Here is a 23,096-nt window from a genome sequence, read left to right as displayed (position 1 = left end):
TTTACTTAGCCATCAACATCAACGCTGCCATGGTTTCAATTCCTTCAAAGAAATTCTTCAATCGAATATTTTCGTTCTCGGCGTGTTGGTTGTTATCGTGATTGGCAATTGGAACAGTGATGGTTCTTGCTTTTAGAATTTGTTCAAATAAATAGAGCGGAAGGCTGCCACCCATGGTAGGTTGTAATACCACTTGATCTGCAGTGGTAGACTTCACTGCTTTAATTACTTTTTGTGCCATGGGTAAATCCATTGGCGTACGTTGTGCATTCATGCCATCTGCGCCAGGTGCAATTTTAATCAGTTTAGCATATTGTTTTCTTTCTGCATCTGTTGGTTCATTATTGATTATATGGAAACCTTGGGCCTTAATATGATTAATTACTTTTTGTTGTTGTCTTTTCCAGTCGTTGCCCAATACCAATCTTAAGTCTAATACAGCAGTGGCAAATGTGGGAATTTGATTAGATGCCAATTTGCCTACATTGCCACTCTGAATTCCATTGATATTTAATGAAGGAAGGTTGATGGATTCACCCAGTGATAGGCCTTGCATTTCAGCGGTATTGAATCCCAACTCTGCTTTCATTTGTGCATCAACGGGTGGTACTTCTTGCAAAGCTTTTTTCTCAGTTGGAGTTAGTGGTGTTACATCATCATAAAAACCTTTGATGGTAACCCTGCCTTTTTCGTTTTTCATGCTAGCTAATAAAGTAGCCAATTGTAGCGCAGGGTTAGGAGCCCAATTGCCATAGTGCCCACTGTGCAATGGACGCTTAGAAGCATAGACTGTTAAGTCTAAATGGGTATCACCCCGAACGCCAAATACAATTTGTTTTTTTCCTGATTGATGAACTGGTCCATCACAGATAATCCATAAATCGGATTGTAATAGCGGGGCATATTTTTTTAGTATCTGGTCTAAGTGAGGAGAACCCGCTTCTTCTTCACCTTCAAAGAAAAACTTTAGGTTGTATTGTAATGGTAGGTTCGATTGTTTAATTGCGGCATAAGCATTTAAAATAGCAGCTACACCTGCTTTGTCATCGGATGCTCCTCTTGCATAAATACGATAATCTGGTTGGTAGTTATTGTTGTTGGGGAATTCAATTGGTTCACCTTTTTTATCTAAAGCATTGGTGTATAGTTTCGGTTCAAAGGGTTGTAATCCTTTTGCCCATTGTGCTGGGTTTACAGGTTGTCCATCGTAATGCGCATAAAAAATCAGTGTTTTGGTTGCGCCAGGTATATTCACTTCACCATACACAACGGGTGCAGTATTGGGTGTATTGGCATACAGCAGTTGAATATTTTGAATGCCTCTTTGCTGCATCATTTGTTGAATGAAGTCGGTATTCTTTCTTAAACCAATGGTATCATTGGCTGTGTTGGGTATAGAGAGGAAGGATACATACTCCTTCATGATGGCAGCTGTGTTGGCTTCTCGATATTTTTGAATGCTGCTTAATTCATTCGATTGTGCGAAAACTTGGTTAATCAAGCAAAGGGCAATTAAGGAGAGCAGTTGTTTCATGAGTGGTCGTTGATAGTATCAAATGATACTATCAAATATACTCTGTTTTAATAGGTTATCTGCGCCCATTTGATTGCTTTGAAAGCAGGGTGTCTTTTTTGTGTATTCTCTGTTTCGTTGTAAATCAATTCGATTTTTTCTAGGTCGTTATCATAATAGGTTAGCCAGGGAGAAACTATTTGGTCGGCTATGTCTATAGCTTGGTGGATTATAGCTGATGGATTATCGAGTGGAACAATCGTTTCGAGATCAACCCTAAAGCTGTCTGTGAATTTAGGATAGGGGTTTATGGATACAATATTTGTTGAAGGGCCTAAAATTGATTGTAAGGTATTTGCTAAAGCGGTGGCTTCGGTATACGTGGTTGAATGAGTTACTAGAGTTATTTGGAGCATTTAAATTGGTTTGTCTTTTTATTCACACTTGTACACTAAATATTTTTCAACTTCTTTATTTTTTTCAAGGTATTTAACTTTAAGAAAAATATGGTTTATGTTAATGGAGTAAGCATATGTTATAATCTCTTTAAACTTGAGATAATCTAAATTGGGAATTTGAACTTGTTCGGCTAAATTTTGATTGATATCAATTTTATACAAAGCATATTTCTCATTAGTTTTTTTAATTACATAATTGAACTTTTCTGTGCTGATCCATTTTGAAAATGGGTCTTCTGTATCTTTAAAGTCTTTATTTGAATTAAGTATTTGGGTAATGGGAGTCACTGTTTCCGTTTTCCAGTTGTAGATCATATTTTCCGAAGGGCCAAGCGGGTTCTTTGCAAATTTTCGAAAAATTAGATGCCCATCTTTCGAAGGGTATAAGTCGGATGGTATAATTACATTTTCAGGATAACTAATTATTTCTTTTAAGTAATCTAATGAGAGGGTGTATTTATAAAATGCAGAAAAGGATTTTATATAGATATGATCCCCCATGATAGCAATGGATGCAAGATCATTTTCTTCTCCTTTTCCTAAATTCCCAATTGATATAAGTTGACCTTTCTCATTCAATTTATAAAGATGATTCCTCTTTGTTTTTGAGTACGTGTCATCCTTGAAAGATACTATAGCAAAAACTTCCCCTTTTGCCTCAAAAATCTTTTCCGTTGTCATACTTTCTGGTTTTAGGAGGTATGTTTTTATACTATCGTATGAAAATGTTTTAGGGTTGTAAGTTGCTGTTGCCAGTTGATGGAATTTTCCTGTTTCGTCTTTGTAAATATTCATCAATAGCTTATTCTTTGTAAAACCAAATCCAGTATATGTGATACCGTAGTTCTTGAATTTTAATAGATCAGTTGCCGAATTAATTCTTGAGTTTGTATGCACAGCCCTGACTATTAAGTCTTCATCAAATACGATATAGTGTTTTCTATTCTGAGCAGAGAAGCCTGTAGAATTATTTATCTTATTTACAGAATAAATGATTTCAATTCTATCTTTGAAGCTAGAAAGATAAAGCTCGTATTTTTCCCCTGTAGCAGCATTTTCTAAATAGGTTAACCAATCAGTCTGTTTATTCGAGAGCATTTTAGATTCAGTAGTAACGGGGTTATAAAAATAGAGTGAATACCTGTTCCCATTTGTTGTTGCAAAATAGACATAACGATTACTGGTTGCTGTGGCAATAATCTTTTCGTTCAAATCTTTTTCTATTATTGTTTTGGCTTTCCCAAATTCAAAATCAATTTCTTCAATTTTGTTATCGCCTTTATTTACAGTGTATAGTTTTTTGTTGAAATTGAAATACTTGTTCTCATAAATGGCCGGGTCGCTAGTTTCATATAAATTGGCTGCAATGGTTTGTGTGCCAGTATTGCGGATATTGTTGTTGATAGGTATAATCGAAGCATTGTCAATAGCCATTAATTCATTCTCAGCTGTTTTAATTAACCCTCTGTATGTTTCAAAATCATTATTTAAATCCATACGTCCTACTTTAACAGTAGTGCCAATAATTTTTTTAACGGATTTGTAATTGAAATCAGATTTTGGTATATCAATGATTTGAACCGATTTGCCTTCTTTTATTTCCCAAAGAAAGTCAGGAGATCTCATCTTAGCATTTTTTTCTGCATAAGTTAACCCCTTAGTTTTTATTTTATTTTCTTGTTTCCATGCATCTATAATATTCCCAAAATGAAGAAAGAATTTATCTAGTGCTGCCTGATTAAACTTATCAAATTCAAAATAATCTCTACAGTCGTTATCGCTACTGCAATAACAATAGCCAATTTTATTAGAACTCAATCTTATTTTAGCATCGTCTTTTCCAAACTTTATACATTCCATTTTGTCGATGCGTTCTAGTAAAATTTGTGGTTTGCTCTTTTGGAAATGTAATGTGATGATATTCCTTTTTTCGTTCAAACTGATTTTAGTAAGATATTCACTATTACCATACGGTGTATAATTAAAGGCAGCATTAAAATCCTCAATTGCTTTTTCTAATGAAATAGCTGAAGTGTTATTTTGCGCAGTTGTATAAGTAATTGAAAAAAAGACAAAACAGAAAAAAAGTATTTTTTTAAGCATGATTTAGTTTTTTTTGAATACTAGCGTTAAGATTCTTGGAATATTGTTCTTATTGTTCTCGTCAAAATATTCGTTGATCTTCACGAGTTCGAAATCATTGTTTTTTGCAGCATTTACAAAGTCGGTAATATGGTGATTAAAGCAGGTAACTACTTGTACACCTTCACTTGTTTCAAAGCGGGCTTTTGATCCATTGTATTGTTTAAAGGGATGTAATTCGCCTATGTATACAATGCCATTGGTTTGCATGACTTTGTTGAGTTGTGCAAAGATTGCTTCTAGGTCTTCAATATGCTCTAATACTAAACTGAATATGGCTAAATCAAATTGATGGCCATTGGTGAAGCTCCAGTCGTTGGTGATATCTGCTTGTATAAATGTTACGTTAGAAGCGTTGATTTTCTGTTTGGCTTTTGACAGCATTTCTTCTGAAAGGTCTACTGCTAAAACCTTTTTGGCTTGGGTAATTAACCATGCTGTATTCTTTCCTGTACCGCATCCTATTTCTAAGCAATGTTCAAATGCTTGCCCCTTGATATGTTCTCTTAATGAAATGGCTTCCAGGTCTCTGGTTTTATTTTCATTGGTGTCGTATTGTTCCGACCAGATATTGTATGCTTGTTGGGTGTTCATGTATTTTCATTGATATAATATGTAAATTAGTGAAATGCTTTTATTAGGAATTGATATTGGTACTTCATCTGTAAAAGTTTCTGTGGTAGATGCAGTTACGCAACAAGCTATATCGGCTGCTACTTACCCGGAGACTGAAGCGGAAATCATTGCACTTCATGCAGGTTGGGCCGAACAAAGCCCCAACCAATGGTGGGAATATGTTCAGCAGGCGATTGTAAAATGTCACATAAAGGCCAATTATGATCCCAAGGATATTGGTGCTATCGGTATTGCTTATCAAATGCATGGTTTGGTATTGGTTGATCGAGCCGGGAATGTTTTAAGGAATGCCATTATCTGGTGCGATAGTAGGGCTGTTGAAATAGGTAATCAAGCTTTTGAAGCAATTGGGTCAACGCATTGTTTAGAACATCTGTTGAATTCTCCTGGAAACTTTACGGCGAGTAAACTGGCTTGGGTAAAACAAAATGAACCAGCTGTTTATGAAAAAATTCATCAAGTGCTATTGCCGGGCGATTTTATTGCAATGAAATTAACAGGTAATACTACCACTACAGTTTCGGCATTATCAGAAGGAATTTTCTGGGATTTTAAAGCTCAGCAAATTTCTAGCGATGTGCTGAATTATTTTGGGTTTGATCGATCGCTGTTTCCTGCCATACAACCCGTATTCAGTTCACATGGTACGATTAGTGAAAGCGTAGCAGAACGCTTGCAGTTACGTAAAGGGATACCAGTAAGTTATAAAGCAGGTGATCAGCCCAATAATGCATTGGCATTGCAAGTAATGCAACCAGGTGAAGTAGCTACTACGGCAGGTACTTCAGGTGTTATTTATGGAGTCAGCAATAAACTGGCATACGATCAACAATCAAGAATCAACAGCTTTGCACATGTAAACCATCACGATGAAGATCCACGTATTGGTGTGTTGCTTTGCATTAATGGTACGGGCATTTTTAATCGATGGCTAAAAAATATTTCTGGTGCACAACATAGTTATGCAGCATTGAATGAATTAGCGGCAGCTGTTCCTATTGGTGCGAATGGTTTATATGCTTTGCCTTTTGGAAATGGAGCTGAACGCATATTGGGTAATCAAATAATTGGTGGTCAGTTTACTGGTCTTGATTTTAATTTGCATGATACGGCGCATATGGTTCGTTCGGTGCAAGAAGGCATTGCTTTTGCGATGCGTTATGGTTTTGATATCATGCGCGAAAATGGAATTCATCCTTCGATTGTTCGCGCAGGTAAAGCCAATCTTTTTTTAAGCGATGTATTTACACAAGCATTTGCATCAGTGAATGATGTGGCAGTAGAATTTTATGAGGGGGATGGAAGCATCGGTGCAGCACTGGGTGCCGGCATTGGTGCGGGTATCTATTCCGATTCGCAAGATGCGTTTAGCAATCGGAAATCTATCTCTATCACAGAACCCAAACATACTGCAGCATATAACGAACGCTATCAAGGATGGAGGGAACAATTGGAGCTACAGCTTCAACAATTCAACAGCTATAATCCCACAATAACAAAAAAATAAAATAAGAAATATGTCAGTCTTACTTGGTGAAAAAGAATACTTCAAAGGAATTGGAAAAATAAATTTTGAAGGCTTGGAGAGTGATAACCCGCTTGCGTTTCGTTGGTATGATGAAGATCGCATGGTGGCTGGAAAAACGATGAAAGAGTGGATGCGTTTTGCATGTGCTTATTGGCATAGCTTCTGTGGTAGTGGTGCTGATCCCTTTGGTGAACCCACTCATATATTTCCATGGGATAGTACAACAGACGCAGTTGAAAGAGCCAAACAAAAAGCTGATGCGGCTTTTGAATTTATTACCAAACTAGGTGTTCCATATTATTGTTTTCATGATGTGGATGCAGTGGATTATACGAATGATATTCATGAGAATGAACGCCGCTTAGGGGCTATTACGGATTATTTTAAAGCGAAGCAAAATGCCAGTGGCGTGAAATTGCTTTGGGGCACTGCTAATTTGTTCAGTAATAGAAGATATATGAATGGGGCTGCTACGAATCCAGATTTTCAGGTGCTTGCTCATGCAGGTGCTCAAGTGAAAGCGGCATTAGATGCAACCATTACATTGGGTGGAGAAAATTATGTTTTCTGGGGTGGTAGAGAAGGGTATATGAGTTTGCTCAATACCAATATGAAACGCGAGAAAGATCATCTTGCGCGCTTCTTGCATATGGCTAAAGACTACGCCCGTAAGAATGGATTTAAGGGAACATTTTTTATAGAGCCCAAACCTTGTGAGCCTAGTAAGCATCAATATGATTATGATTGCGAAACAGTGATTGGCTTTTTACGTCAGTACGGATTGTTGAATGATTTTAAACTCAATATTGAAGTGAACCACGCAACCCTTGCTGGGCATACTTTTCAGCATGAGTTACAAGTTGCTGCCGATGCAGGTTTATTGGGTAGTATGGATGCGAATAGGGGAGATTATCAAAACGGTTGGGATACCGATCAATTCCCTACGAATATTAATGAATTGGTGGAAGCCATGTTGGTGATTGTAGAAGCAGGAGGTTTTGCTGGTGGTGGCATTAATTTTGATGCAAAGATTCGTAGAAATAGTACCGATCCTGCTGATCTTTTTTATGCGCATATTGGTGGTATGGACGCATTTGCCAGGGCATTAATTGTTGCAGAGAAAATATTGAATCAATCTGAGTATCGCAGTTTCCGCACAAAGCGTTATGCGTCTTTTGATGAAGGCCGTGGTAAGGATTTTGCTGCTGGTAATTTGGTACTTGAAGACTTACGCAGTTATGCTATTCAAGCTGGGGAGCCTGCTGTAATTAGTGGTAGGCAAGAGTATTTGGAGAATTTGATTAATCGGTTTGTTTAGTTTGAGCTTTATATCAGTATTATAATACTTATATTCTTTGTATTTGAAAATTTTTGCCTAATATTGGGGTAATTAAGAATTATAATACCGATGGAACTAGCAGAAATTGGACAGTTGGTCGCTAAAAGAAGGGTAGACCTTATTTTAAAGCAAGAGGACTTATCTGAATTGGCTGGTGTTACTATCAAGACCATTTACCAGTTAGAATCCGGTAAGGGCAATCCTTCCTTTTCAACGCTAGCAAAAATTTTAGGGGTACTAGGACTGGATATCGTAGTAACTATTAAAAAAATTAATGCATGACCGGAGAAGTCTATAACAATGGAAAACTGGCCGGATACTTAACTAAAAATCCGGAGGGTCAATTTAGTTTCAGTTATGATCCAACTTACTATCAGGATAATTCTCAACCTGCTATCAGTCTGACTTTACCTAAAAACCAACCCATATATACATCAGACCATTTATTCGCTTTTTTTCATGGGCTTTTGGCGGAAGGGGTGAATAAGGATATCCAATGTAGGACCTTGAAAATAGATGAAAGAGATGATTTTACTCGGTTATTGCAAACTGCCCGGGAAGACACGATTGGTGCTATAACTATTAAACCGATTGACTAATGCAATGCATGGGATGTTATAAAGAAGTAAAAGAGGGGTATTGCCTTTCTTGTCGGAAGACCATGTTTGCCGGGTTACGCAGTTCTCCTGTTTTGCCATTTGATGCCCCTAAAGATGAGAACCTACTGTACTTTCAAGCGCATAGTAAACGCTTATCTATTTCAGGGGTGCAATTGAAGTATTCGCTGAAGTTAGAGTATAAAGAACTGGTACTGACTGAAAGGGGAGGCACTTATATACTCAAACCCATTCCACCTTACCAACAGTTGGCTCAAATTGATCAGGTGCCAGAGAATGAGCATTTAACGATGCAGATTGCTAAACAGGTTTTTAATATTCCTACTGCCGAAAATGTACTTATATATTTTAAAGATGGGACGCCTGCATATCTGACTAAACGATTTGATTTGGCTACAGATGGCACAAAATATTTACAGGAAGACTTTGCACAAATATCCGGCAAGACTTCAAGAACCCATGGAGATAATTTTAAGTACGAGGGCAGTTATGAAGACATAGGAAAACTGATTCAGCAATACGTACCAGCTTCCATTACCGCATGTGAGCGTTTGTTCACACTGGTGGTTTTTAATTATGTCTTTTCAAACGGGGATGCCCATCTGAAGAATTTTTCTTTGATCTGCAATACCGATGGTGAATACCAGTTAAGTCCTGCTTATGATTTATTAAGTACAGTCATTCATAGTCCAGCTGAATCTGATACGGCCATACAACTATATGATGGGGATTATGATTCTACCTTTTATGGTAAATACGGGTATTATGGACGAGCAAATTTTTTAGAACTTGCTAAACGACTTTCTATCCTTCCCATAAGAGCAGAAAGAATATTGACGCAATTTATTATCAAGCAACCTAATGTTGTTGAGATGGTTAACAAGTCTTTCTTAAGAGAAAATGTAAAAGCCGATTATTTAAAAAACTTTTCGGAGAAATTATTGAGGATTGGGGGGAGTGGGGTTGCCGTGTAATTAAAAAGCTTTTGCTGTTTTAGTGGGCGGTTGAGTGGTTAAATTCAATAATTTGCATATTATGTTAATCTTCTTAGACATAGATGGTGTAATGGTTCCAGCCAAAGGTTGGAAAAGCCCTGAACTCTTGAATGATGGATTTCCTGAGTTTAGTCCAAAGGCAACTATTGCCCTACAGCAGTTGATTTCTGAAGATGATACTATAATGCTTACCACTTCTCATAAGACTAATTTTAATATTGAAGAATGGAAAAATATTTTCTACAATAGAGGAATTAAAGTAGAAAAAATTAAATGCCTTCCTGAGAATGCGAGTCATTTAAATAGGAAAGATGAAATTCTTAATTGGTTTAAAGTCAATAATACCGAAGAAAAGTTTATCATTATTGATGATGATACCTCTTTGAATGATCTCCCTGATTATCTGAAGGCGCATTTAGTTCAGCCTAGTCCTTTAATAGGTCTCACAGAGGAGCATTTAGTGAAGTTGGGTGAGTTGAGGTAAGGGGGGATTAAAGCCGTCGCGGCTTTGTGTGGTGTAATTTATTTTTGAAATGTTCACTAATTCGTTACCTTCAAATGTGGACAAAACTCCAAATTCAGAGCTTGATTTTGCAAAGAATTTAAAGAAGCAATATTTTATCGACAAAAAATTAAATCTAGAAAATGAAAAAGGAATTAACAAAAAAAACAAAAGATAAAGTTGTTTCATGGGACAAGCATTTAGATAAAAAATATGGTATTCGTGGAACAGCGTCTCGTTTAGAATTTGAAACCAAATCACAGACTTTTATTTTAGGTGAGTTGTTGAAAGATGAAAGAGAAAAAGCCAATTTAACTCAAGCCGAAATGGCTGAAAGAACTGGAACGAAGAGAAGCTATATCTCTAGGATTGAAAATGGCAGGGCAGATATTCAACTATCCACTTTGTATCGGCTAATTGAACAAGGGTTGAATAGAAAGCTTGAATTGACAATTCATTAAGCTCAGTTTCTTGGATTGATCTTTTTTTGGTATTAATCTTGTCTAATGGTTGCAATTTTAAAATCTTGTAAATTGTTTTATGAATTGGCAAGATTATATCGTTTCTAAAGATCAAGTTTTACTTGGAAAACCTACCATTAAGGATACTAGGATTTCTGTAAAGTTGGTATTGGAATTATTATCTGCTGGATGGACGAAGAAACAAATCCTTGAGTCTTATCCAACAGTTACTGCTGAATCTTTGAGGGCTGTATTTGTATACTTGAAGGAATCCCTTATAGACCCTCGAAATCACTTGCGGTTATAAATTTCATGTTGTTTTTTTTGCCATTTCTAAAACTGCCAAAGCTGATTCTTTTGAAACAGAGGGGAAGTCGTCTAGAAACTCTGCTAAGTCTTCACCTCCTTCTATATAATCAAATAGTGTTTGTATCTGAACTCGGGTTCCTGCAAATACTGGCGCACCACTCATTACTTCAGGGTCAATGCTAATTTCTCCGTATTTCATACAATAATGCTTGTATTAAAGTTACTGAAATAAATAAAAGACTCCATTTTTGATTGCTTCCGGAATATTGGTCTTTGTGTGTAAGGCCTTTTCTGTTAGGTTAGATTGAAAGGTGTCGTCTATAGAACGCTGCTCTTCCATTTACATTAGAGAGTTGTTTGGAGGTGTTAGGGGAGTATGGCTGTGGGGTAGGGAAGTGGCTCACTATATCTGAAAGGCAGTAAAATTAGTCTTTGTTTAAGACCGCTTTTACTTGATTGTGTAACACAGGAATTTTGCTTAATAAGACATCCCAAACTATTGAATAATTCACACCCATATAATCATGAATTAGCCTATCTCTCATGCCAGCCATGCTTTTCCATTCAATGTCACTAGTATTTTCTTTAAAATCGGATGGGATTTTTTTTGTTGCTTCTCCAATAATTTCTAAGCTTCTTACAACGGCTCTTTTTAGCGTTTCGTCAGAAATGAATTTCTCTTTGGATAGATTGCTACTAATTGAAATTAGATAGCCGCACTCGTCATAAATATGTTTTAAGAACTCAATAGGATCCTTAGACATAGACAATGTTTTGTAAAATTTGAGGACCTATGTATTTGCTTAGTCCATTCTTAGTAAGTACTTCTACCTTCTCTCCAATGAAGATATTTTCAAAAAGGTCGTATGCGGCCATTAGGTTATCAAAATTTTCTTTGCCTGGCTCAAAGTCAATCAATAGATCAATATCACTATTTGGTGTCTGTTGATCACGCAAATAGGAACCAAATAGCCCAATATCTGATATGCCAAATTTTGAGAATTCGGGTTTATTGGCTTTTAGTTTAGTTAATATTTGATCCTTTGTAGTCATATCCTTTGTAAAGATAAGATAGTTTGGATATATGGGGTGTTGGGGGGATTGGGGCCGCCGTGTTATCAAAAAGCCTTTGCTATTTTAGTAGCACGCTTTAGTGGTTTGCGCTTGGTTTTTTTTAGTTGAATAAGTGATTTGAGTTTATACGGTCTGTTAAAAGCTTCTTGACTCATTTTGAATTTCTGCGACAAGATGCGAATAGTGTCTTTTGATAGCCCCTTTTTGTAATTCAGCATGTCGGATACTAGCCCTTCACTTACATTTAGTAATGCTGCTAAATCAACAGCTTTCATTTGATGATCGCTCATTAAATATTTGATTAGCTCAATGGGGTCGGCATCACCGAAATTATTATGTTCTGTATCATATTTTTCAATGAGTAGATAGAGTAATTCAATTTCATCTTGAATTGCCTTATTTTTTTTGTTGCTTTCAACTAGTGTTTCCAAAATGCTGCAATACCTTTTGTATTGTGTGTCGGACTTGATTATTGTATATGGTAAGTGAGGCATTGGGTAATATTTAAAAATCAGTTATAGTATATTGTTTATTATTGTTACAAATTTTTGAATATTCAGCATGGGTTCCAATCCACTTTACGTATAAATAGATTTGCTTTTCTCCAAAATGATATTTACAAATCATTCTGAAATTATTGCCTGCAATATCAAATACAACTCTATTACTTCCATTGCCTAGCAAATCAGCTGAAGCAAAAGTTTCACATATATCACTAGGTTCATCCCAATCATCCATTTTTATAAGTGTTAACCACTGCTTTAATGCACTTCGACTCTTTGCGTGTTGGGCAGCAAAGTCATGGATAGACTTTTTACTGATTAGCCTTATTTTCATTAATTCTATTGTAAATGTACATAAAAGTTCACTTTTCGTGAACTTTTAAAAATAAATTTATTTAGTTGAAAATAGCTTTTTGACTGTTTAGTTTGTTAGGTATTTATACCTGAAAGTAAGGTGAATTAACGTTAGTTTACAAACCCCACAATTGCTCCCCATGGTAATAAAAGACTCCATTTTTGATTGCTTCCGGAATATTGGTCTTTGTGTGTAAGGCCTTTTCTGTTAGGTTAGATTGATAGGTGTCGTCTATTTCATTGTATATATCGAATCGTTTGGTTTGTTCATCGTAATGGATTTCTTTTGATGATCTGCATAGTCCTCCGACTAGGAGCATGGGTTTGGGGGATTATAGCTGAAGGGATTAAAGACTCTCACGAAAGGGTTTATTCAGTCGCTCAGGATTTTGTTGGGTTTAAATTAAAGGTTGACAAATAGAATTAATTTATTAATTTTGTCAACAATTTACGAAATCTTAATTTTTGTCATTATGGAAAATCTATTTGGGAATAGACTTGTTTCAGCTCGTAAAATGGCTGGTATGTCGCTACAAGATTTATCAGACAAGATGAAGAATGTTGTTACCAAGCAATCACTTAATAAATATGAGCAGGGGAAAATGAAGCCTGATAGTGAAGTATCAATTTTGCTATCAAATGTATTGGATGTTCCGGTTGATTATTTTTATTCAAGTCCTGGTATTGAAGTTAAATTAGACAATATTAGTTATAGAAAATTTATATCTAAGATTTCTAAAAATGAACAAATTGCAATAGAAGAGAAAGCAAAGGAAACTTTTGAACGTTATTTAGAGCTTGAAGAAGTGCTAAATTTTGATGAAAAACTAGAGTACTTTATTTATGACAAGCTTATTGAAAATGCTGAAGATGCAGAAGATGCCGCAAAAGAATTAAGGAAAAAATGGAAATTAGGCTATGATCCTATACCAGACGTTGTTGAAATGTTAGAAGATAAAGGGTATAAGGTAATTGAAATTGATGCTCCAGATGGTTTTGATGGAATGAAAGCGGATATAAATGGGAAAAAAGTCATCGTTTTAAGGAAAAGTCAAAGTAGTAATGAAGATGTTGTTCGGAAAAGATTTACTGCTCTTCACGAATTGGCTCATCATTCTTTGAAATTTTCATACAATTTATCTGAAAAAGAGGAAGAAAATCTTTGCCATGCTTTTGCTAGTGCAGTGTTATATCCAGAAGACATGGCAAGAAAAGAAATGCATAAAAATCGTTTCCGGTTTTATCAAAATGAATTGGTCTTTATAAAAGAACGTTGGGGAATTTCCTTTTCAGCTGTTTTCAATCGAGCTAAACAATTAGGTATTATTAATGCTTATGTATACAAGCAGTTTAATATTGGTTACAGAGAAAGAAAGTTTCATTTGAATGAACCCGGAAGATTTTTAAGTAGAGAAAAGCCAGTTCGATTTGAGCGGTTAATCTATTTGGGATTATCAAAAGAAGCTATTTCAGTTAATGATGCTGCATTCTTTTCAGGAAAAACTGTTGGTGAATTCCGTAAACAATTACAACAGTTGGTATGAATTTGATTGTTACGGATACGAATGTCTTGGTAGAATAACTGATAAATCTGTTTTATGGAAAGCACTGCAATTAAAATGTAGATTAGTTACCGGTGACAAAAATTTAAGGTACGAAGCTGAAGAGCATGGTTTGCAAGTGAATGGCACCTTATGGGTAATTAAAACTCTTGTTGAGTCGAATATCATTGAACCAGCAACTGCAGTGTTATTGTTAGAAAAACTAAAACTTGTTAATGATAGTTTGCCAAAGGAAGAGATTGAGAAGATGATTAAGCAGTATAGGTGAATTTACTATATCCCCCACAATTGCTCCCCATGGTAATAAAACACTCCATTTTTGATTGCTTTCGGGATATTGGTCTTTGTGTATAGGGGGATTATAGCCGCCGCTAGTTTATGATGGATTGTATTTTTTGGGTCCTTTCATATATCCATGCATACATTGGCTGCATTTGAAACCTCCTTTGCTGTATTTACCACTATGTTTTGAAAGGCATGGTGAACATACTCTGAAATTACAATCGTTGCAGATGTACCAGGACCAAGCTTGGTCGTATTGTTTTTTACATGATTGACAGGGGATGAATGGCATAATGGTAATATTTTAATTTACTGCAATTACGGTAGCGTGGCTGTAACCTATTTATAGAGAGGTGGGGTTAGGGGGATTATAGCTGTAGAGTGGAAGGAGAGTCTGTTACTTTATGATCTTGCCGATTTTAATGCAGTAGGTATTGTTTTTGGTGGTGAAGCCTTCAAATGCAGTGATGAGTCTTCTTGCGTCTTTATTGTAGCCGTTTATGAATTCTATTTGGTCATACTTTTCACAATTATTCTATTTGTAAATAGATATCATTTGATACTGCTGTAGAGATGTACTTTACAACAAAAAGTACATCATACTTAAATTCTTTGATATCGATTTGTTGTATATCCGGCCAATAAATTGAATTGGTTTGCTTGAAATTCATGGCTTCAATCCAGGGTACTGTTGATATGTTTGTTTTCTTATAATTTCTTTATTGGGTGTAATTGTCCATGCTAAAAGCATCATTGGTGTGCTAATAAAATCACAAGTAGGAGTGTATAATTTTATTTGAGCTGTATATTGATGTTGTTCAAATATTGAATAAGGAATAATATGGGCATATCTTGCCAGCGTTATCTTCGTAGTGTCCTCAATTTCAGGATCAATTCTTTTTAGTTTAAATAAGCTACTCATTTTTTAATTTTTTCTTTTATGAATATATTAGATATTGCTTCATCCAATTTTTTTGAGCTTAGTAAGGAAAAGCCATTCAAACAGTTTGAATTTAGCTCTGCTGATTTTAGGCTGAATATTGAGAGTGTTAAGTTAATGGTGGATTCACATGTTGAATGGCAGCGTTTATTATCAAAATTTGAAGTATGGGTTCATGTTCTTGGTCAAGACTTTACATATTCATGTCTTATTCATTTGATCAATGATCCGTATAAAAATCAGCCATTATTTCTAATTAATAAATTGGTTGATAAGCATGTATTTGAAAGGGGTATTCCTTTGGATAGTTTAAGCAATATTTTTGTCAAAATAGAACTGAGAGAAAACCAAACAATCGTTGAGCCATTTGCTTTGCGTTTTGAAGTGAATAAATGAAATCCATTAAAATTGCAATCATTTTTGTCTTAGTAATCCTAATACAAGAAATTCTCCTTTAAATTGGTTTAAGTTTTCAAAAGCTTTCGGATGAATATTTTTCAAACTAGGTAATTCCAAAATATTTCCTTGATATCTGGATAGGATTTTTGCAACATCAATTGATACAGTCTTTAAATTACTTAGTAACAGCGCTGCTTTGTTGTTTAGCAGTATTTCTGCTTGTGTGATATTTAAGCTGGAGAGGCCAAGATCTAATGCTGAATTCATACCCGCTAAGTGAGTTAGTGCTTTGTCTTCTATTTTATTTAATGATTTCAATTCTATTTCATTAAAACTCCCGGTTGCAACAAGTTTAGCAACTTCTGCATCTATCTTTTTGATTTTGTTCATTCTAAGAATATAATAGCTTCGGTCTAGCTTCTTAACTTTCAATATCTCCATTATATCTCGCTTTGAAATCTGTTGGCAAAGGGACAAATTGATTTCTTGGATTTTATTGTTTTGTTTTAGCATATTACTTAATTGAAGTTCAGTTATTATTTCCTTTTAAAAAATTGGGGTTCTTTAACCACATCCTTACCGCTATCTGTATAAATTTTCGATATCCTTCATCTAAAATTTGTTTAGAGAAAATTATTCTATGATCCTGCATATCGAATATGGTTATTCCATAACTCTTACATAATATCACACATTTATTTTTATTAATTATTGGTATGCATTCTACTTCTATTGGTTTGCCGTTAATAATTGCTCCTGAGTGAAATGTACGTTTAGGCATAAAATGGTTCTTTTTGAATTGACTAAATGCAATTAACATAAGCTGTTTGTAATCTATTTATAATGTAAGAATTTTTTCTCTTTGTAAATAGGTTATATAGATACATCCTTATTTAGCAAAAAAAAGTATGACAATCGCAGAAGAAATACGTTGTGACCAATACATAAAGGGTATCTCTCCCCAATTTAAGAATGATTGGATCTGCATTCCTCAGGAAGAGAGCCAAATAATTATTCATTGCACCCACTATGCCAATCCAAAATATATTAATGGTGGCTGGGTTAATATTTGCCCTAAGACCTATTTAAAGAAGCAAGGTGCAATTGGGATAGTTCCTTTGGAGTATGTGATTGGGGTTCCTGTTTCGCCGGAAAAGCATTTTTATAAGGGTTTGGGTGAATCGATTGGTTTTACGCTTGTTTTCTGTGGGGTTCCTGATAATTGGGATACTTTTAGTTTAATTGAGGAAGGATTGGAAGGGGATGGGTTAAGGGTGGAGGATATTAAACGGAATGAGTTGGGGGTGTATTATGTTAGGGTGGGGTAGAGGATATTTCTAATTGTAGTTTTTTAATAACAAATAGTAATAAAATAATTGAGTTTAAATACTCATAAGATTTTAGTAGTTTAAAGATTTTTATGTTTGAAGTTATATAATCCCTTTTGTTATTCTTGATTCTTAAAAATGACGTCTCGGTGAAATTCTAAGAATAATTCACGTCCTTCAATTGGCAATAACGGATATGAAGTATTCTCTTGTAAATTCAAATATTGTTGATTCTCCAAAGTAAGAGTTGAGGACACTAGTATTCTTTTATCATTGGTAAATGATATTAATCCTTTGTCGAAAAGCTTATCATAAGTAGGGGTAAAGAGAAAACCATTTTTGGGGTTAATTCGTTCACTATTTTCGCTAATACGCCAAGGTTTAATATGACTGGCAATTAATAAGCTCGTGTCATTAACTTGAGTAATAGGACAACATCTACATTCTAGTATTAAAGTTCTTCTAAAATATCCTTGACCGATTCGTGCAGCTATAATTTGATTTTTTTCCGTTTGAGAAACATTAGGAAGCCTCTGTATTTCTGTGATTAATGAAACTTCTTCACTACTAATATCTTGTAATAAATTGTTTGTCTCAGAATTATTGGAGTTAAATATGTCAATTTGAAATAAGTCAAAAAAATATTCTTTATTATTTCTATCTGAGAGAATGTCAACATTGATATATTCCAACAAGTCTTCATAACTTTTTTCACTACTAATCATTACTATATCGTCTTCAATTAATAAAATTGGGGAATATAATTTGATTGAGTTTTTAAGTATATCTTGATTCCCAATTTCAATTCCAAATATCTCCTGACAAATTGTTTGCCAGCTTGTTGGAGAATTATTTATAAATAGAATCTCACAAATTTTTGCATGAATAGAGAATGGTTCAATATTATCAAATCCTCTTGTGTATGGGTTTGGGATACAATAATGAATAATCCAATTCTGTAAATATGAAAGCACCTGACCCTCGCTTGGCGCAAATGTAAATTTCGGGAAATATCGTCCACTCGTTTCATGATATAAACCGAGTTGGCATGCAAGTTGGTATGGTGTAGTGTAAAAGTCTGCAGAATATGTGGACATTGAATTGACTAATTCCCTCGCATCTTGTTGTGATAGCTCTTGTTTGGGTAATAAATCAATCAACTCAGTTACTGTTGTTAGGAATGGATTTCTCCATCTGCAAATTGGATCTGCCATATTTTATTAAATAATAATTCAAATTAATAAAAATGTTATTAATTAAACGAAATCATTTATGTCATCTTGGAACACATAGTTCCGGTGATATTCCAAATACTCAGTTCTGTTTTCCGGATAAATCCTTAAATTGTTTATCGCATTAGGATTAATATTTAATTTCTCCCATGTGTAGCTTGATAGCAGTGTACCGCATACTAAATCACCATTGTTTTTAAATGTTATATACCCTTGATCAAAAAGCTTATCATAAGTTGGGGTAAGTGATAAACCATTTAAATAATCTATGGCTTGATCTTCTCGTCCTTCTTTGATACAAATCCTATAAGGTTTAATATGACTTGCGATCAATAATTTATCATCAGAGATTTTTGTAAATGGACACTGAGGCATATGTTCTATTACTTTCTTTCTATATAGGTCAGCTCCTTGTCTCCCTACCGATTTTTGTGGTTCTTTCTTAATTTTTTCTATTGTTTCGAATTCAGTTGTAGTTCTTATCAGGCTCGGATGAACAATTGATCTGAACTGATAATCAAGTAAAATTCTAAAGTAAAATAAAGGACTTTGATTTAATTTGTCACCATTTGTTGGAAGTAATTTTAATATAGACAAATAGCTAATCTTGGGTAGGACTAGTTTTCTCCAAATGTCCCAAATTTGATCATCAGAGCGGATATACCCTCTGCTTAAACTATTAGAAGTCAAATCAGAAACATCATATATACTAAAAAATATTTTTTCGCTCTCTAATTCGGATATACTTGCTAGATTTTCTGCATATAATTTCGATATATCATAATTATAAATTTGCTCCTGATTTTGATATTCGATCCTCGCATCATACATGTATTTTAATAAATTAGATTTACTAAAAAAACAGTTTGAAGTTTGAATTGGGGAATAAACTCTTTTATTGTTGATTTGCCCTTTGCCCCATTCTTTATATTCAAAAAAATCACTTAATCTATCACCGCTTGATCCAAGATAACTACCAACATACTTTCTAGCTTCACCATTTCCTTTGTACATTTTGAGTTTGTTCTTTCTATATATAAAGCTATCTTCTGCACGTAAATTTTGTATTGAATCAACTATATAATACTCTTTATTCTCAATAATTATTTTTTGAAAATTATTCATGGAGTTATTTTACATATTTAGTGATATCCATTTGTTTTAATAGTGCAATTAGTACATCAACAACAATACTATTGCCCGCTTGTCTATATAATTGTGTGTCGCTAACTACACGATTAAAGTCGTCTCGAAAGCCCATCAGTCTCAAACATTCCTTGGGAGTTAGTTTTCTTATTCTGCCTGTGTGAGTGACATAGTTGTCTACTCCAGCACGATGCATTTTGTGCATACTTTGCAAAAGTGGTCTTGCTACTTCTAAATCAGTTTTTATTGATGTTTTAAATGTCTTTGTACCACTACTCAAAACATAATCTCTTACTTTATCAGATAAATAATATTTTTCTTCAACTTTATTTACGTCAAAAATAAACTCATCAAATTCTTTACTGTTTTTTTGCTCAAAAATGAAGTCGCCATGCCAATTGAATTGTTGATTTGCTTTTTGACATAACGCTATTTCACCATTAATTTGTGTATAGCGTTTATTACGATTTTTTGAACTCGTTACAAACTTCACCCCTTTTTCTTTTAAATAATATTTGCTATCTGTGAAGTCTTCTAAAAAGTCTTGCATTTTATGATCAAGGGGTATTGCTGATGGAAATTCAAACTTTACGCTTTTATCTTTGAATCCAACTACAAAAATCCTTTCCCTATGTTGAGGGATTCCATAATTTTTTGCATTTAATACTTGAGAAAAATATTTATAACCCAACTCATCAAATGTTGCTTTAATTGTTTCAAATGTATTTCCGTTATCATGATTTATTAGACCTTTTACATTTTCAAAGATGAAAACATTAGGCTGACTTTCTTTCACTACTCTTGCAAATTCATAGAACAAAGTTCCTCTTGTATCATCAAAGCCTCTTCGTTTTCCTACCATAGAGAATGATTGACAAGGACTTCCTCCTACAAGTAGATCTAACTTTCCTTTATACTTTTTACCTTTAATGTCGTGAACATCTTTATACCATGCACTTTGAGCTATTTCGTAGTTTGCAAAATAGCTTTGCTTCGCAAATTCATCAATGTCGCATGCAAATTGTATTTCCGTTTTGAGATTTAATCTTTGTAGTGCATATTCAATTGCACCAATGCCTGAGAACATTGTTCCGATTTTAACTGTAGCATTTGGATTTGAAAATTCATTATCCCTCCAGTCCTTTTCAAATTTTAATTTTTGTTGTGAGGAAACATAAAAATTAAGTTGTTCGTTGACGATTTTTAATACTTCTTTATATTGTGGATACTCCTTTAGCTCGTTAACAATTTTTGTAGAATAATGAAAATTAAGGAGTGTTTGTTTATCGGTTTTCAAAATTTTACATAAATTTTCAATTTGTTCAATTTGCAAAGACCTTTCATCTTTTTCAATTTTCCCTAATGTAGATGGATCTAAATCTATTTGAGCGGCTACTTTTCTTAATGGGTATCCAAGTTCAGTTCTCTTTTGCTTTATGTATTCTCCAAATGTAATTTCCATGATTTTTGAATTAATCTTTCGGACGTATTTTGTCCAAAAATATGGAATGACAAGAAATTTAGCAAAGAATGTTAATAATTTTAGGAATTAACTAGGTGTGAATATCTTTTTCGTATTATTTTGAGGAAATTAACAATAAATTTTTGTGGTGAGATTACCCACAGTTCATGTTATCAGGTTTTTTTATTCATTTTTTGGAAAAAGTTCATCATAGAAAAGATGCAGAGTTGATCCAAGGTCAGTTAATCTATAGTATAACTTAATATTTCCACCTTTAAATTCAGGATCATATTCCTCATATTGATGATTTCTTTCAATTGGTGTTTGTTCTAGACGTTCTTGATATATTAAACCCAAAGCAATTAGAGGATAGTATTCTTCTTCATAAATTTCTTTTCTTTCTAAGCGATTGAAATTTTTTACTAGTATTAGGTCGTCAAGATAGGCTCTTTGGATAAGATTGGTTAATCTTAAGAATTGATCTACATAAAACTCTCCTCGCGCTTTCAGTTTACATAGACGGCCAAACACTTTGCATTTTTTTAATGTCTCTAATTTATCAACTGACATTAAAATTTTCTCAACTGCGGTTTCATCTATATCCTCTAAATCTTCCAAAAAAGCATCTTTTTCGACTTCGTTTAATTCTCCAAGCTCAAGAAGAACACTCATAGCTTTCTTGATGAAAATCCTATCAGTGTAAGTGTTATATATGTTTTTAACTGCTATAATTGTTTTAAGAATCGGAATTTCTTTAACCACTTCATCTGTTATTTTATTATCCAAAACCTTTTCAACAAGTTCGGTTGAAATATCTTTTAATTCTTTTGATTTAATTATTTCTTGAAATTGCTCTTTCATTATAAGTAGTGCTATGTTTAAAATATCTACTAACGGTTTGGGCTTTACGAAAGCGGGGGGAGGAAATCTAACGTTGGCTTGGCCGTAACTTTTTGTTGGTTCGGACAAATTACTGAAGTTAAGTCAGAAATACTACATTGAGGGGAGGGGACAAGTTCAGTCGCCCCACTATTGCAAACCCCTGTTAGCAGGTGGGATTCCTTCCTGTTTGTTTTAGTTTTTTTACATTGTAAGCATTAAAAGTGCTTAATCCTGTATTATGTAAGTCGCAAATTATGTTAATGCAATAACGTTCTTCTAATTTGTCAATTATTCGCTGAGCTGGTTTATTTGCCTTTCCTGAAATCAATAAAGAAGGAGCAATGTGTATCGGTTTTAAACTTCTACTTTTATTGGTTAGAATATCCTTTTTTAACTCATTTACCACTCCTATAAAATTGAATAATAATTCTGGAAAAGGGACAAACATTTTTACTTCCCCAAAAGTTATTAAGTCTTTATTTTCGACGTAGCACAATGCTCTTTTTGTATCATAATAATCAGTGCGTTTTTTACTTGTGCCTACTTTTATAACAGAAATATCTGGAGTTGTATATATCTCATTGCAATGTGAAGATTGAACAGAAATGTTGTGTAAAATATCAAACTGGTACTTTTTAGTATGAACCGTTTTGCTTATTGTAAAGTATGAGAAATTTTCAATGAGACCTGAAGGGGAACATTTGTAACGATATTTTTTGTTTTGGAGGTTCATTACTTCTGCTTTATATCCATTATGCAAATAGTATTTAATAAGTAGATTAAAACAATTCATTTCAAAATAGTCTGTAAGTCGTTTTGATTGTCCAACTACAACTGTTTTGTAACGATTGAGAAAATCTTTAATGTCACTTTTAAATTTTTGCTTTTGTTTAAAAGGGGAGAGTATCTGGGTCGAACTCGTTTGTGTAGTTGGAATTGTCGTTTTTGTTTGTTTCGCCATTTTCAAAACTATTCTTTAGCTCTCTTACTTTTTTTAATAATTCCTTTGTCTCAAAGTAGTCAAAATAATAACCGGTAATGCCATACTTTGTTGTCAATTCGTTGAAATTTAATATTAGAGAAAGTAAGGAGTTTTTTTCTTGATTATTAAAATTGTACTTTCCAATTTGTATAATGTCTGCAGAACTAAATTTGTAAACGGTATTGTGAAATTTTACTGCTGCTTTTAAATTACATACAACCCTTTTGTAAAATATACTAAGTGCAAGTATAAGTTCCACAACTTCAAAATCAACTTTAAGAGATTTATAATAATCGGAAATTTCTAGTATATATTTAACTTCTGCTAGTCTATTTTGATACTCATTGTACATTTGATTAGCAAGGTCAAATGGTAGACCATAGGTCAGTATATTTATTATTGGAGTTTCGGTTTTTTGACTCTTTGCCATTGGGAGTATGTCGTTTTATC

Annotated in this window: 31 protein-coding genes; 12 read left to right on the top strand and 19 right to left on the bottom strand. The window is 34.0% G+C overall.

The annotated features are described in order from the left end of the window. Position 1: 1 nt before the first annotated feature. From ACTIEI_RS08085 to ACTIEI_RS08070, 4 genes are read right to left on the bottom strand one after another with little or no spacing between them, the layout of a single operon-like run. Positions 2 to 1,534 carry a M20/M25/M40 family metallo-hydrolase gene (locus tag ACTIEI_RS08085; protein ID WP_439505785.1) on the bottom strand — a complete coding sequence of 511 codons (1,533 nt, stop codon included), beginning with the start codon at positions 1,532 to 1,534 and terminating at the stop codon, positions 2 to 4. Positions 1,535 to 1,581: 47 nt separating this feature from the next. Then, positions 1,582 to 1,929, bottom strand: a complete 348-nt coding sequence (locus ACTIEI_RS08080) for a hypothetical protein (RefSeq protein WP_439505784.1) — start codon at positions 1,927 to 1,929, stop codon at positions 1,582 to 1,584. An 18-nt stretch (positions 1,930 to 1,947) separates the two neighbouring features. Then, entirely contained in the window at positions 1,948 to 4,074 is a 2,127-nt protein-coding gene (locus ACTIEI_RS08075) for a hypothetical protein (protein ID WP_439505783.1), read from the bottom strand. Between the two features lie 3 nt (positions 4,075 to 4,077). Then, a complete protein-coding gene (locus ACTIEI_RS08070) occupies positions 4,078 to 4,707 on the bottom strand; it encodes a class I SAM-dependent methyltransferase (RefSeq protein WP_439505782.1) in 630 nt (209 codons plus the stop codon). A 34-nt stretch (positions 4,708 to 4,741) separates the two neighbouring features. Here ACTIEI_RS08070 and ACTIEI_RS08065 point away from each other — a divergent pair, with 34 nt between their 5' ends. From ACTIEI_RS08065 to ACTIEI_RS08030, 8 genes are all read left to right on the top strand, one after another. Then, entirely contained in the window at positions 4,742 to 6,256 is a 1,515-nt protein-coding gene (locus tag ACTIEI_RS08065; RefSeq protein WP_439505781.1) for a xylulokinase, read from the top strand. A gap of 10 nt (positions 6,257 to 6,266) precedes the next feature. Continuing rightward, complete coding sequence (xylA, locus tag ACTIEI_RS08060; protein WP_439505780.1) at positions 6,267 to 7,595, top strand: xylose isomerase; 1,329 nt, start codon at positions 6,267 to 6,269, stop codon at positions 7,593 to 7,595. Positions 7,596 to 7,685: 90 nt separating this feature from the next. After that, positions 7,686 to 7,898 carry a helix-turn-helix domain-containing protein gene (locus ACTIEI_RS08055; protein WP_439505779.1) on the top strand — a complete coding sequence of 71 codons (213 nt, stop codon included), beginning with the start codon at positions 7,686 to 7,688 and terminating at the stop codon, positions 7,896 to 7,898. Beyond that, positions 7,895 to 8,215, top strand: a complete 321-nt coding sequence (locus ACTIEI_RS08050; protein WP_439505778.1) for a HipA N-terminal domain-containing protein — start codon at positions 7,895 to 7,897, stop codon at positions 8,213 to 8,215. The genes ACTIEI_RS08055 and ACTIEI_RS08050 overlap by 4 nt, the downstream gene beginning before the upstream one ends. 8 nt (positions 8,216 to 8,223) lie before the next feature. Beyond that, on the top strand, positions 8,224 to 9,207 hold the full coding sequence (locus tag ACTIEI_RS08045; RefSeq protein ID WP_439505777.1) for a HipA domain-containing protein: 984 nt from the start codon (positions 8,224 to 8,226) through the stop codon (positions 9,205 to 9,207). A gap of 61 nt (positions 9,208 to 9,268) precedes the next feature. Then, on the top strand, positions 9,269 to 9,712 hold the full coding sequence (locus ACTIEI_RS08040) for an HAD domain-containing protein (protein WP_439505776.1): 444 nt from the start codon (positions 9,269 to 9,271) through the stop codon (positions 9,710 to 9,712). A gap of 161 nt (positions 9,713 to 9,873) precedes the next feature. Then, on the top strand, positions 9,874 to 10,191 hold the full coding sequence (locus tag ACTIEI_RS08035; RefSeq protein WP_439505775.1) for a helix-turn-helix domain-containing protein: 318 nt from the start codon (positions 9,874 to 9,876) through the stop codon (positions 10,189 to 10,191). A 79-nt stretch (positions 10,192 to 10,270) separates the two neighbouring features. Further along, entirely contained in the window at positions 10,271 to 10,498 is a 228-nt protein-coding gene (locus ACTIEI_RS08030; RefSeq protein WP_439505774.1) for a DUF433 domain-containing protein, read from the top strand. Positions 10,499 to 10,501: 3 nt separating this feature from the next. On the opposite strand, the gene ACTIEI_RS08025 is transcribed toward ACTIEI_RS08030, so the two are convergent. From ACTIEI_RS08025 to ACTIEI_RS08000, 6 genes are all read right to left on the bottom strand, one after another. After that, positions 10,502 to 10,699, bottom strand: coding sequence for a DUF433 domain-containing protein (locus ACTIEI_RS08025; RefSeq protein ID WP_439505773.1), 198 nt, complete (start codon positions 10,697 to 10,699; stop codon positions 10,502 to 10,504). Positions 10,700 to 10,925: 226 nt separating this feature from the next. Next, entirely contained in the window at positions 10,926 to 11,264 is a 339-nt protein-coding gene (locus ACTIEI_RS08020) for a HepT-like ribonuclease domain-containing protein (protein ID WP_439505772.1), read from the bottom strand. Continuing rightward, positions 11,257 to 11,553, bottom strand: coding sequence for a nucleotidyltransferase family protein (locus tag ACTIEI_RS08015; RefSeq protein ID WP_324484902.1), 297 nt, complete (start codon positions 11,551 to 11,553; stop codon positions 11,257 to 11,259). Before ACTIEI_RS08015 ends, ACTIEI_RS08020 begins: the two co-directional genes overlap by 8 nt. 65 nt (positions 11,554 to 11,618) lie before the next feature. Next, complete coding sequence (locus ACTIEI_RS08010) at positions 11,619 to 12,068, bottom strand: helix-turn-helix domain-containing protein (RefSeq protein WP_439505771.1); 450 nt, start codon at positions 12,066 to 12,068, stop codon at positions 11,619 to 11,621. 10 nt (positions 12,069 to 12,078) lie between these two features. Then, positions 12,079 to 12,411: a type II toxin-antitoxin system HigB family toxin gene (locus ACTIEI_RS08005; protein WP_439505770.1), complete on the bottom strand. Its 333-nt coding sequence runs from the start codon at positions 12,409 to 12,411 to the stop codon at positions 12,079 to 12,081. Between the two features lie 136 nt (positions 12,412 to 12,547). After that, the gene (locus ACTIEI_RS08000) at positions 12,548 to 12,751 is read right to left on the bottom strand and encodes a hypothetical protein (RefSeq protein WP_439505769.1); all 204 of its coding nucleotides are present in this window, start codon (positions 12,749 to 12,751) and stop codon (positions 12,548 to 12,550) included. Positions 12,752 to 12,841: 90 nt separating this feature from the next. Between ACTIEI_RS08000 and ACTIEI_RS07995 the strand changes: the two genes are divergently transcribed. Continuing rightward, positions 12,842 to 13,975 carry a helix-turn-helix domain-containing protein gene (locus ACTIEI_RS07995; protein WP_439505768.1) on the top strand — a complete coding sequence of 378 codons (1,134 nt, stop codon included), beginning with the start codon at positions 12,842 to 12,844 and terminating at the stop codon, positions 13,973 to 13,975. Continuing rightward, the gene (locus tag ACTIEI_RS07990; protein WP_439505767.1) at positions 13,941 to 14,261 is read left to right on the top strand and encodes a hypothetical protein; all 321 of its coding nucleotides are present in this window, start codon (positions 13,941 to 13,943) and stop codon (positions 14,259 to 14,261) included. The genes ACTIEI_RS07995 and ACTIEI_RS07990 overlap by 35 nt, the downstream gene beginning before the upstream one ends. Positions 14,262 to 14,942: 681 nt before the next feature. Here the strand turns inward: ACTIEI_RS07990 and ACTIEI_RS07985 are convergent. Beyond that, positions 14,943 to 15,197 carry a hypothetical protein gene (locus ACTIEI_RS07985; protein WP_439505766.1) on the bottom strand — a complete coding sequence of 85 codons (255 nt, stop codon included), beginning with the start codon at positions 15,195 to 15,197 and terminating at the stop codon, positions 14,943 to 14,945. Positions 15,198 to 15,215: 18 nt separating this feature from the next. Between ACTIEI_RS07985 and ACTIEI_RS07980 the strand changes: the two genes are divergently transcribed. Then, the gene (locus ACTIEI_RS07980; RefSeq protein WP_439505765.1) at positions 15,216 to 15,611 is read left to right on the top strand and encodes a hypothetical protein; all 396 of its coding nucleotides are present in this window, start codon (positions 15,216 to 15,218) and stop codon (positions 15,609 to 15,611) included. Positions 15,612 to 15,629: 18 nt separating this feature from the next. On the opposite strand, the gene ACTIEI_RS07975 is transcribed toward ACTIEI_RS07980, so the two are convergent. Both ACTIEI_RS07975 and ACTIEI_RS07970 read right to left on the bottom strand, forming a co-directional pair. Then, complete coding sequence (locus ACTIEI_RS07975) at positions 15,630 to 16,127, bottom strand: hypothetical protein (RefSeq protein ID WP_439505764.1); 498 nt, start codon at positions 16,125 to 16,127, stop codon at positions 15,630 to 15,632. A gap of 16 nt (positions 16,128 to 16,143) precedes the next feature. Next, positions 16,144 to 16,395, bottom strand: a complete 252-nt coding sequence (locus ACTIEI_RS07970) for a hypothetical protein (protein WP_439505763.1) — start codon at positions 16,393 to 16,395, stop codon at positions 16,144 to 16,146. 127 nt (positions 16,396 to 16,522) lie between these two features. On the opposite strand from ACTIEI_RS07970, the gene ACTIEI_RS07965 reads away from it, so the two are divergent. Beyond that, complete coding sequence (locus ACTIEI_RS07965; protein WP_439505762.1) at positions 16,523 to 16,942, top strand: hypothetical protein; 420 nt, start codon at positions 16,523 to 16,525, stop codon at positions 16,940 to 16,942. 119 nt (positions 16,943 to 17,061) lie between these two features. On the opposite strand, the gene ACTIEI_RS07960 is transcribed toward ACTIEI_RS07965, so the two are convergent. The 6 genes from ACTIEI_RS07960 to ACTIEI_RS07935 all read right to left on the bottom strand — a co-directional run bounded on the left by ACTIEI_RS07960 (position 17,062) and on the right by ACTIEI_RS07935 (position 23,076). Then, positions 17,062 to 18,156, bottom strand: a complete 1,095-nt coding sequence (locus ACTIEI_RS07960; RefSeq protein ID WP_439505761.1) for an HNH endonuclease — start codon at positions 18,154 to 18,156, stop codon at positions 17,062 to 17,064. 42 nt (positions 18,157 to 18,198) lie between these two features. Beyond that, positions 18,199 to 19,299 (bottom strand): HNH endonuclease, encoded by a 1,101-nt coding sequence (locus ACTIEI_RS07955; protein WP_439505760.1) that lies wholly within the window; start codon positions 19,297 to 19,299, stop codon positions 18,199 to 18,201. Positions 19,300 to 19,303: 4 nt separating this feature from the next. Continuing rightward, entirely contained in the window at positions 19,304 to 20,782 is a 1,479-nt protein-coding gene (gene dcm, locus ACTIEI_RS07950; RefSeq protein ID WP_439505759.1) for a DNA (cytosine-5-)-methyltransferase, read from the bottom strand. Positions 20,783 to 20,965: 183 nt separating this feature from the next. Then, positions 20,966 to 21,643, bottom strand: a complete 678-nt coding sequence (locus ACTIEI_RS07945; RefSeq protein WP_439505758.1) for a hypothetical protein — start codon at positions 21,641 to 21,643, stop codon at positions 20,966 to 20,968. A 184-nt stretch (positions 21,644 to 21,827) separates the two neighbouring features. Then, complete coding sequence (locus tag ACTIEI_RS07940; protein WP_439505757.1) at positions 21,828 to 22,625, bottom strand: hypothetical protein; 798 nt, start codon at positions 22,623 to 22,625, stop codon at positions 21,828 to 21,830. Next, the gene (locus ACTIEI_RS07935) at positions 22,555 to 23,076 is read right to left on the bottom strand and encodes a hypothetical protein (protein ID WP_439505756.1); all 522 of its coding nucleotides are present in this window, start codon (positions 23,074 to 23,076) and stop codon (positions 22,555 to 22,557) included. The genes ACTIEI_RS07940 and ACTIEI_RS07935 overlap by 71 nt, the downstream gene beginning before the upstream one ends. Positions 23,077 to 23,096: the final 20 nt, after the last annotated feature.

Origin of the sequence: Sediminibacterium sp. (assembly GCF_051860225.1) — a bacterium.
Classification (GTDB): Bacteria; Bacteroidota; Bacteroidia; order Chitinophagales; family Chitinophagaceae; genus Sediminibacterium.
This window is presented reverse-complemented; position numbering and strand designations above follow the sequence as displayed.

Bases quoted from the DNA above. Each gene is read 5' to 3' on its own strand.
- ACTIEI_RS07960 (WP_439505761.1), bottom strand. From the start codon at position 18,156: ATGGCAGATCCAATTTGCAGATGGAGAAATCCATTCCTAACAACAGTA.
- ACTIEI_RS08025 (WP_439505773.1), bottom strand. From the start codon at position 10,699: ATGAAATACGGAGAAATTAGCATTGACCCTGAAGTAATGAGTGGTGCG.
- ACTIEI_RS07955 (WP_439505760.1), bottom strand. From the start codon at position 19,299: ATGAATAATTTTCAAAAAATAATTATTGAGAATAAAGAGTATTATATA.
- ACTIEI_RS08050 (WP_439505778.1), top strand. From the start codon at position 7,895: ATGACCGGAGAAGTCTATAACAATGGAAAACTGGCCGGATACTTAACT.
- ACTIEI_RS07970 (WP_439505763.1), bottom strand. From the start codon at position 16,395: ATGCCTAAACGTACATTTCACTCAGGAGCAATTATTAACGGCAAACCA.
- ACTIEI_RS08010 (WP_439505771.1), bottom strand. From the start codon at position 12,068: ATGCCTCACTTACCATATACAATAATCAAGTCCGACACACAATACAAA.
- ACTIEI_RS07935 (WP_439505756.1), bottom strand. From the start codon at position 23,076: ATGGCAAAGAGTCAAAAAACCGAAACTCCAATAATAAATATACTGACC.
- ACTIEI_RS08035 (WP_439505775.1), top strand. From the start codon at position 9,874: ATGAAAAAGGAATTAACAAAAAAAACAAAAGATAAAGTTGTTTCATGG.
- ACTIEI_RS08055 (WP_439505779.1), top strand. From the start codon at position 7,686: ATGGAACTAGCAGAAATTGGACAGTTGGTCGCTAAAAGAAGGGTAGAC.
- ACTIEI_RS07945 (WP_439505758.1), bottom strand. From the start codon at position 21,643: ATGAAAGAGCAATTTCAAGAAATAATTAAATCAAAAGAATTAAAAGAT.
- ACTIEI_RS08040 (WP_439505776.1), top strand. From the start codon at position 9,269: ATGTTAATCTTCTTAGACATAGATGGTGTAATGGTTCCAGCCAAAGGT.
- ACTIEI_RS08065 (WP_439505781.1), top strand. From the start codon at position 4,742: ATGCTTTTATTAGGAATTGATATTGGTACTTCATCTGTAAAAGTTTCT.
- dcm (WP_439505759.1), bottom strand. From the start codon at position 20,782: ATGGAAATTACATTTGGAGAATACATAAAGCAAAAGAGAACTGAACTT.
- ACTIEI_RS08005 (WP_439505770.1), bottom strand. From the start codon at position 12,411: ATGAAAATAAGGCTAATCAGTAAAAAGTCTATCCATGACTTTGCTGCC.
- ACTIEI_RS07965 (WP_439505762.1), top strand. From the start codon at position 16,523: ATGACAATCGCAGAAGAAATACGTTGTGACCAATACATAAAGGGTATC.
- ACTIEI_RS08085 (WP_439505785.1), bottom strand. From the start codon at position 1,534: ATGAAACAACTGCTCTCCTTAATTGCCCTTTGCTTGATTAACCAAGTT.
- ACTIEI_RS07985 (WP_439505766.1), bottom strand. From the start codon at position 15,197: ATGAGTAGCTTATTTAAACTAAAAAGAATTGATCCTGAAATTGAGGAC.
- ACTIEI_RS08075 (WP_439505783.1), bottom strand. From the start codon at position 4,074: ATGCTTAAAAAAATACTTTTTTTCTGTTTTGTCTTTTTTTCAATTACT.
- ACTIEI_RS07940 (WP_439505757.1), bottom strand. From the start codon at position 22,625: ATGGCGAAACAAACAAAAACGACAATTCCAACTACACAAACGAGTTCG.
- ACTIEI_RS08045 (WP_439505777.1), top strand. From the start codon at position 8,224: ATGGGATGTTATAAAGAAGTAAAAGAGGGGTATTGCCTTTCTTGTCGG.
- ACTIEI_RS08030 (WP_439505774.1), top strand. From the start codon at position 10,271: ATGAATTGGCAAGATTATATCGTTTCTAAAGATCAAGTTTTACTTGGA.
- ACTIEI_RS08070 (WP_439505782.1), bottom strand. From the start codon at position 4,707: ATGAACACCCAACAAGCATACAATATCTGGTCGGAACAATACGACACC.
- ACTIEI_RS08020 (WP_439505772.1), bottom strand. From the start codon at position 11,264: ATGTCTAAGGATCCTATTGAGTTCTTAAAACATATTTATGACGAGTGC.
- ACTIEI_RS08015 (WP_324484902.1), bottom strand. From the start codon at position 11,553: ATGACTACAAAGGATCAAATATTAACTAAACTAAAAGCCAATAAACCC.
- ACTIEI_RS07975 (WP_439505764.1), bottom strand. From the start codon at position 16,127: ATGCTAAAACAAAACAATAAAATCCAAGAAATCAATTTGTCCCTTTGC.
- ACTIEI_RS07980 (WP_439505765.1), top strand. From the start codon at position 15,216: ATGAATATATTAGATATTGCTTCATCCAATTTTTTTGAGCTTAGTAAG.
- ACTIEI_RS08000 (WP_439505769.1), bottom strand. From the start codon at position 12,751: ATGCTCCTAGTCGGAGGACTATGCAGATCATCAAAAGAAATCCATTAC.
- xylA (WP_439505780.1), top strand. From the start codon at position 6,267: ATGTCAGTCTTACTTGGTGAAAAAGAATACTTCAAAGGAATTGGAAAA.
- ACTIEI_RS08080 (WP_439505784.1), bottom strand. From the start codon at position 1,929: ATGCTCCAAATAACTCTAGTAACTCATTCAACCACGTATACCGAAGCC.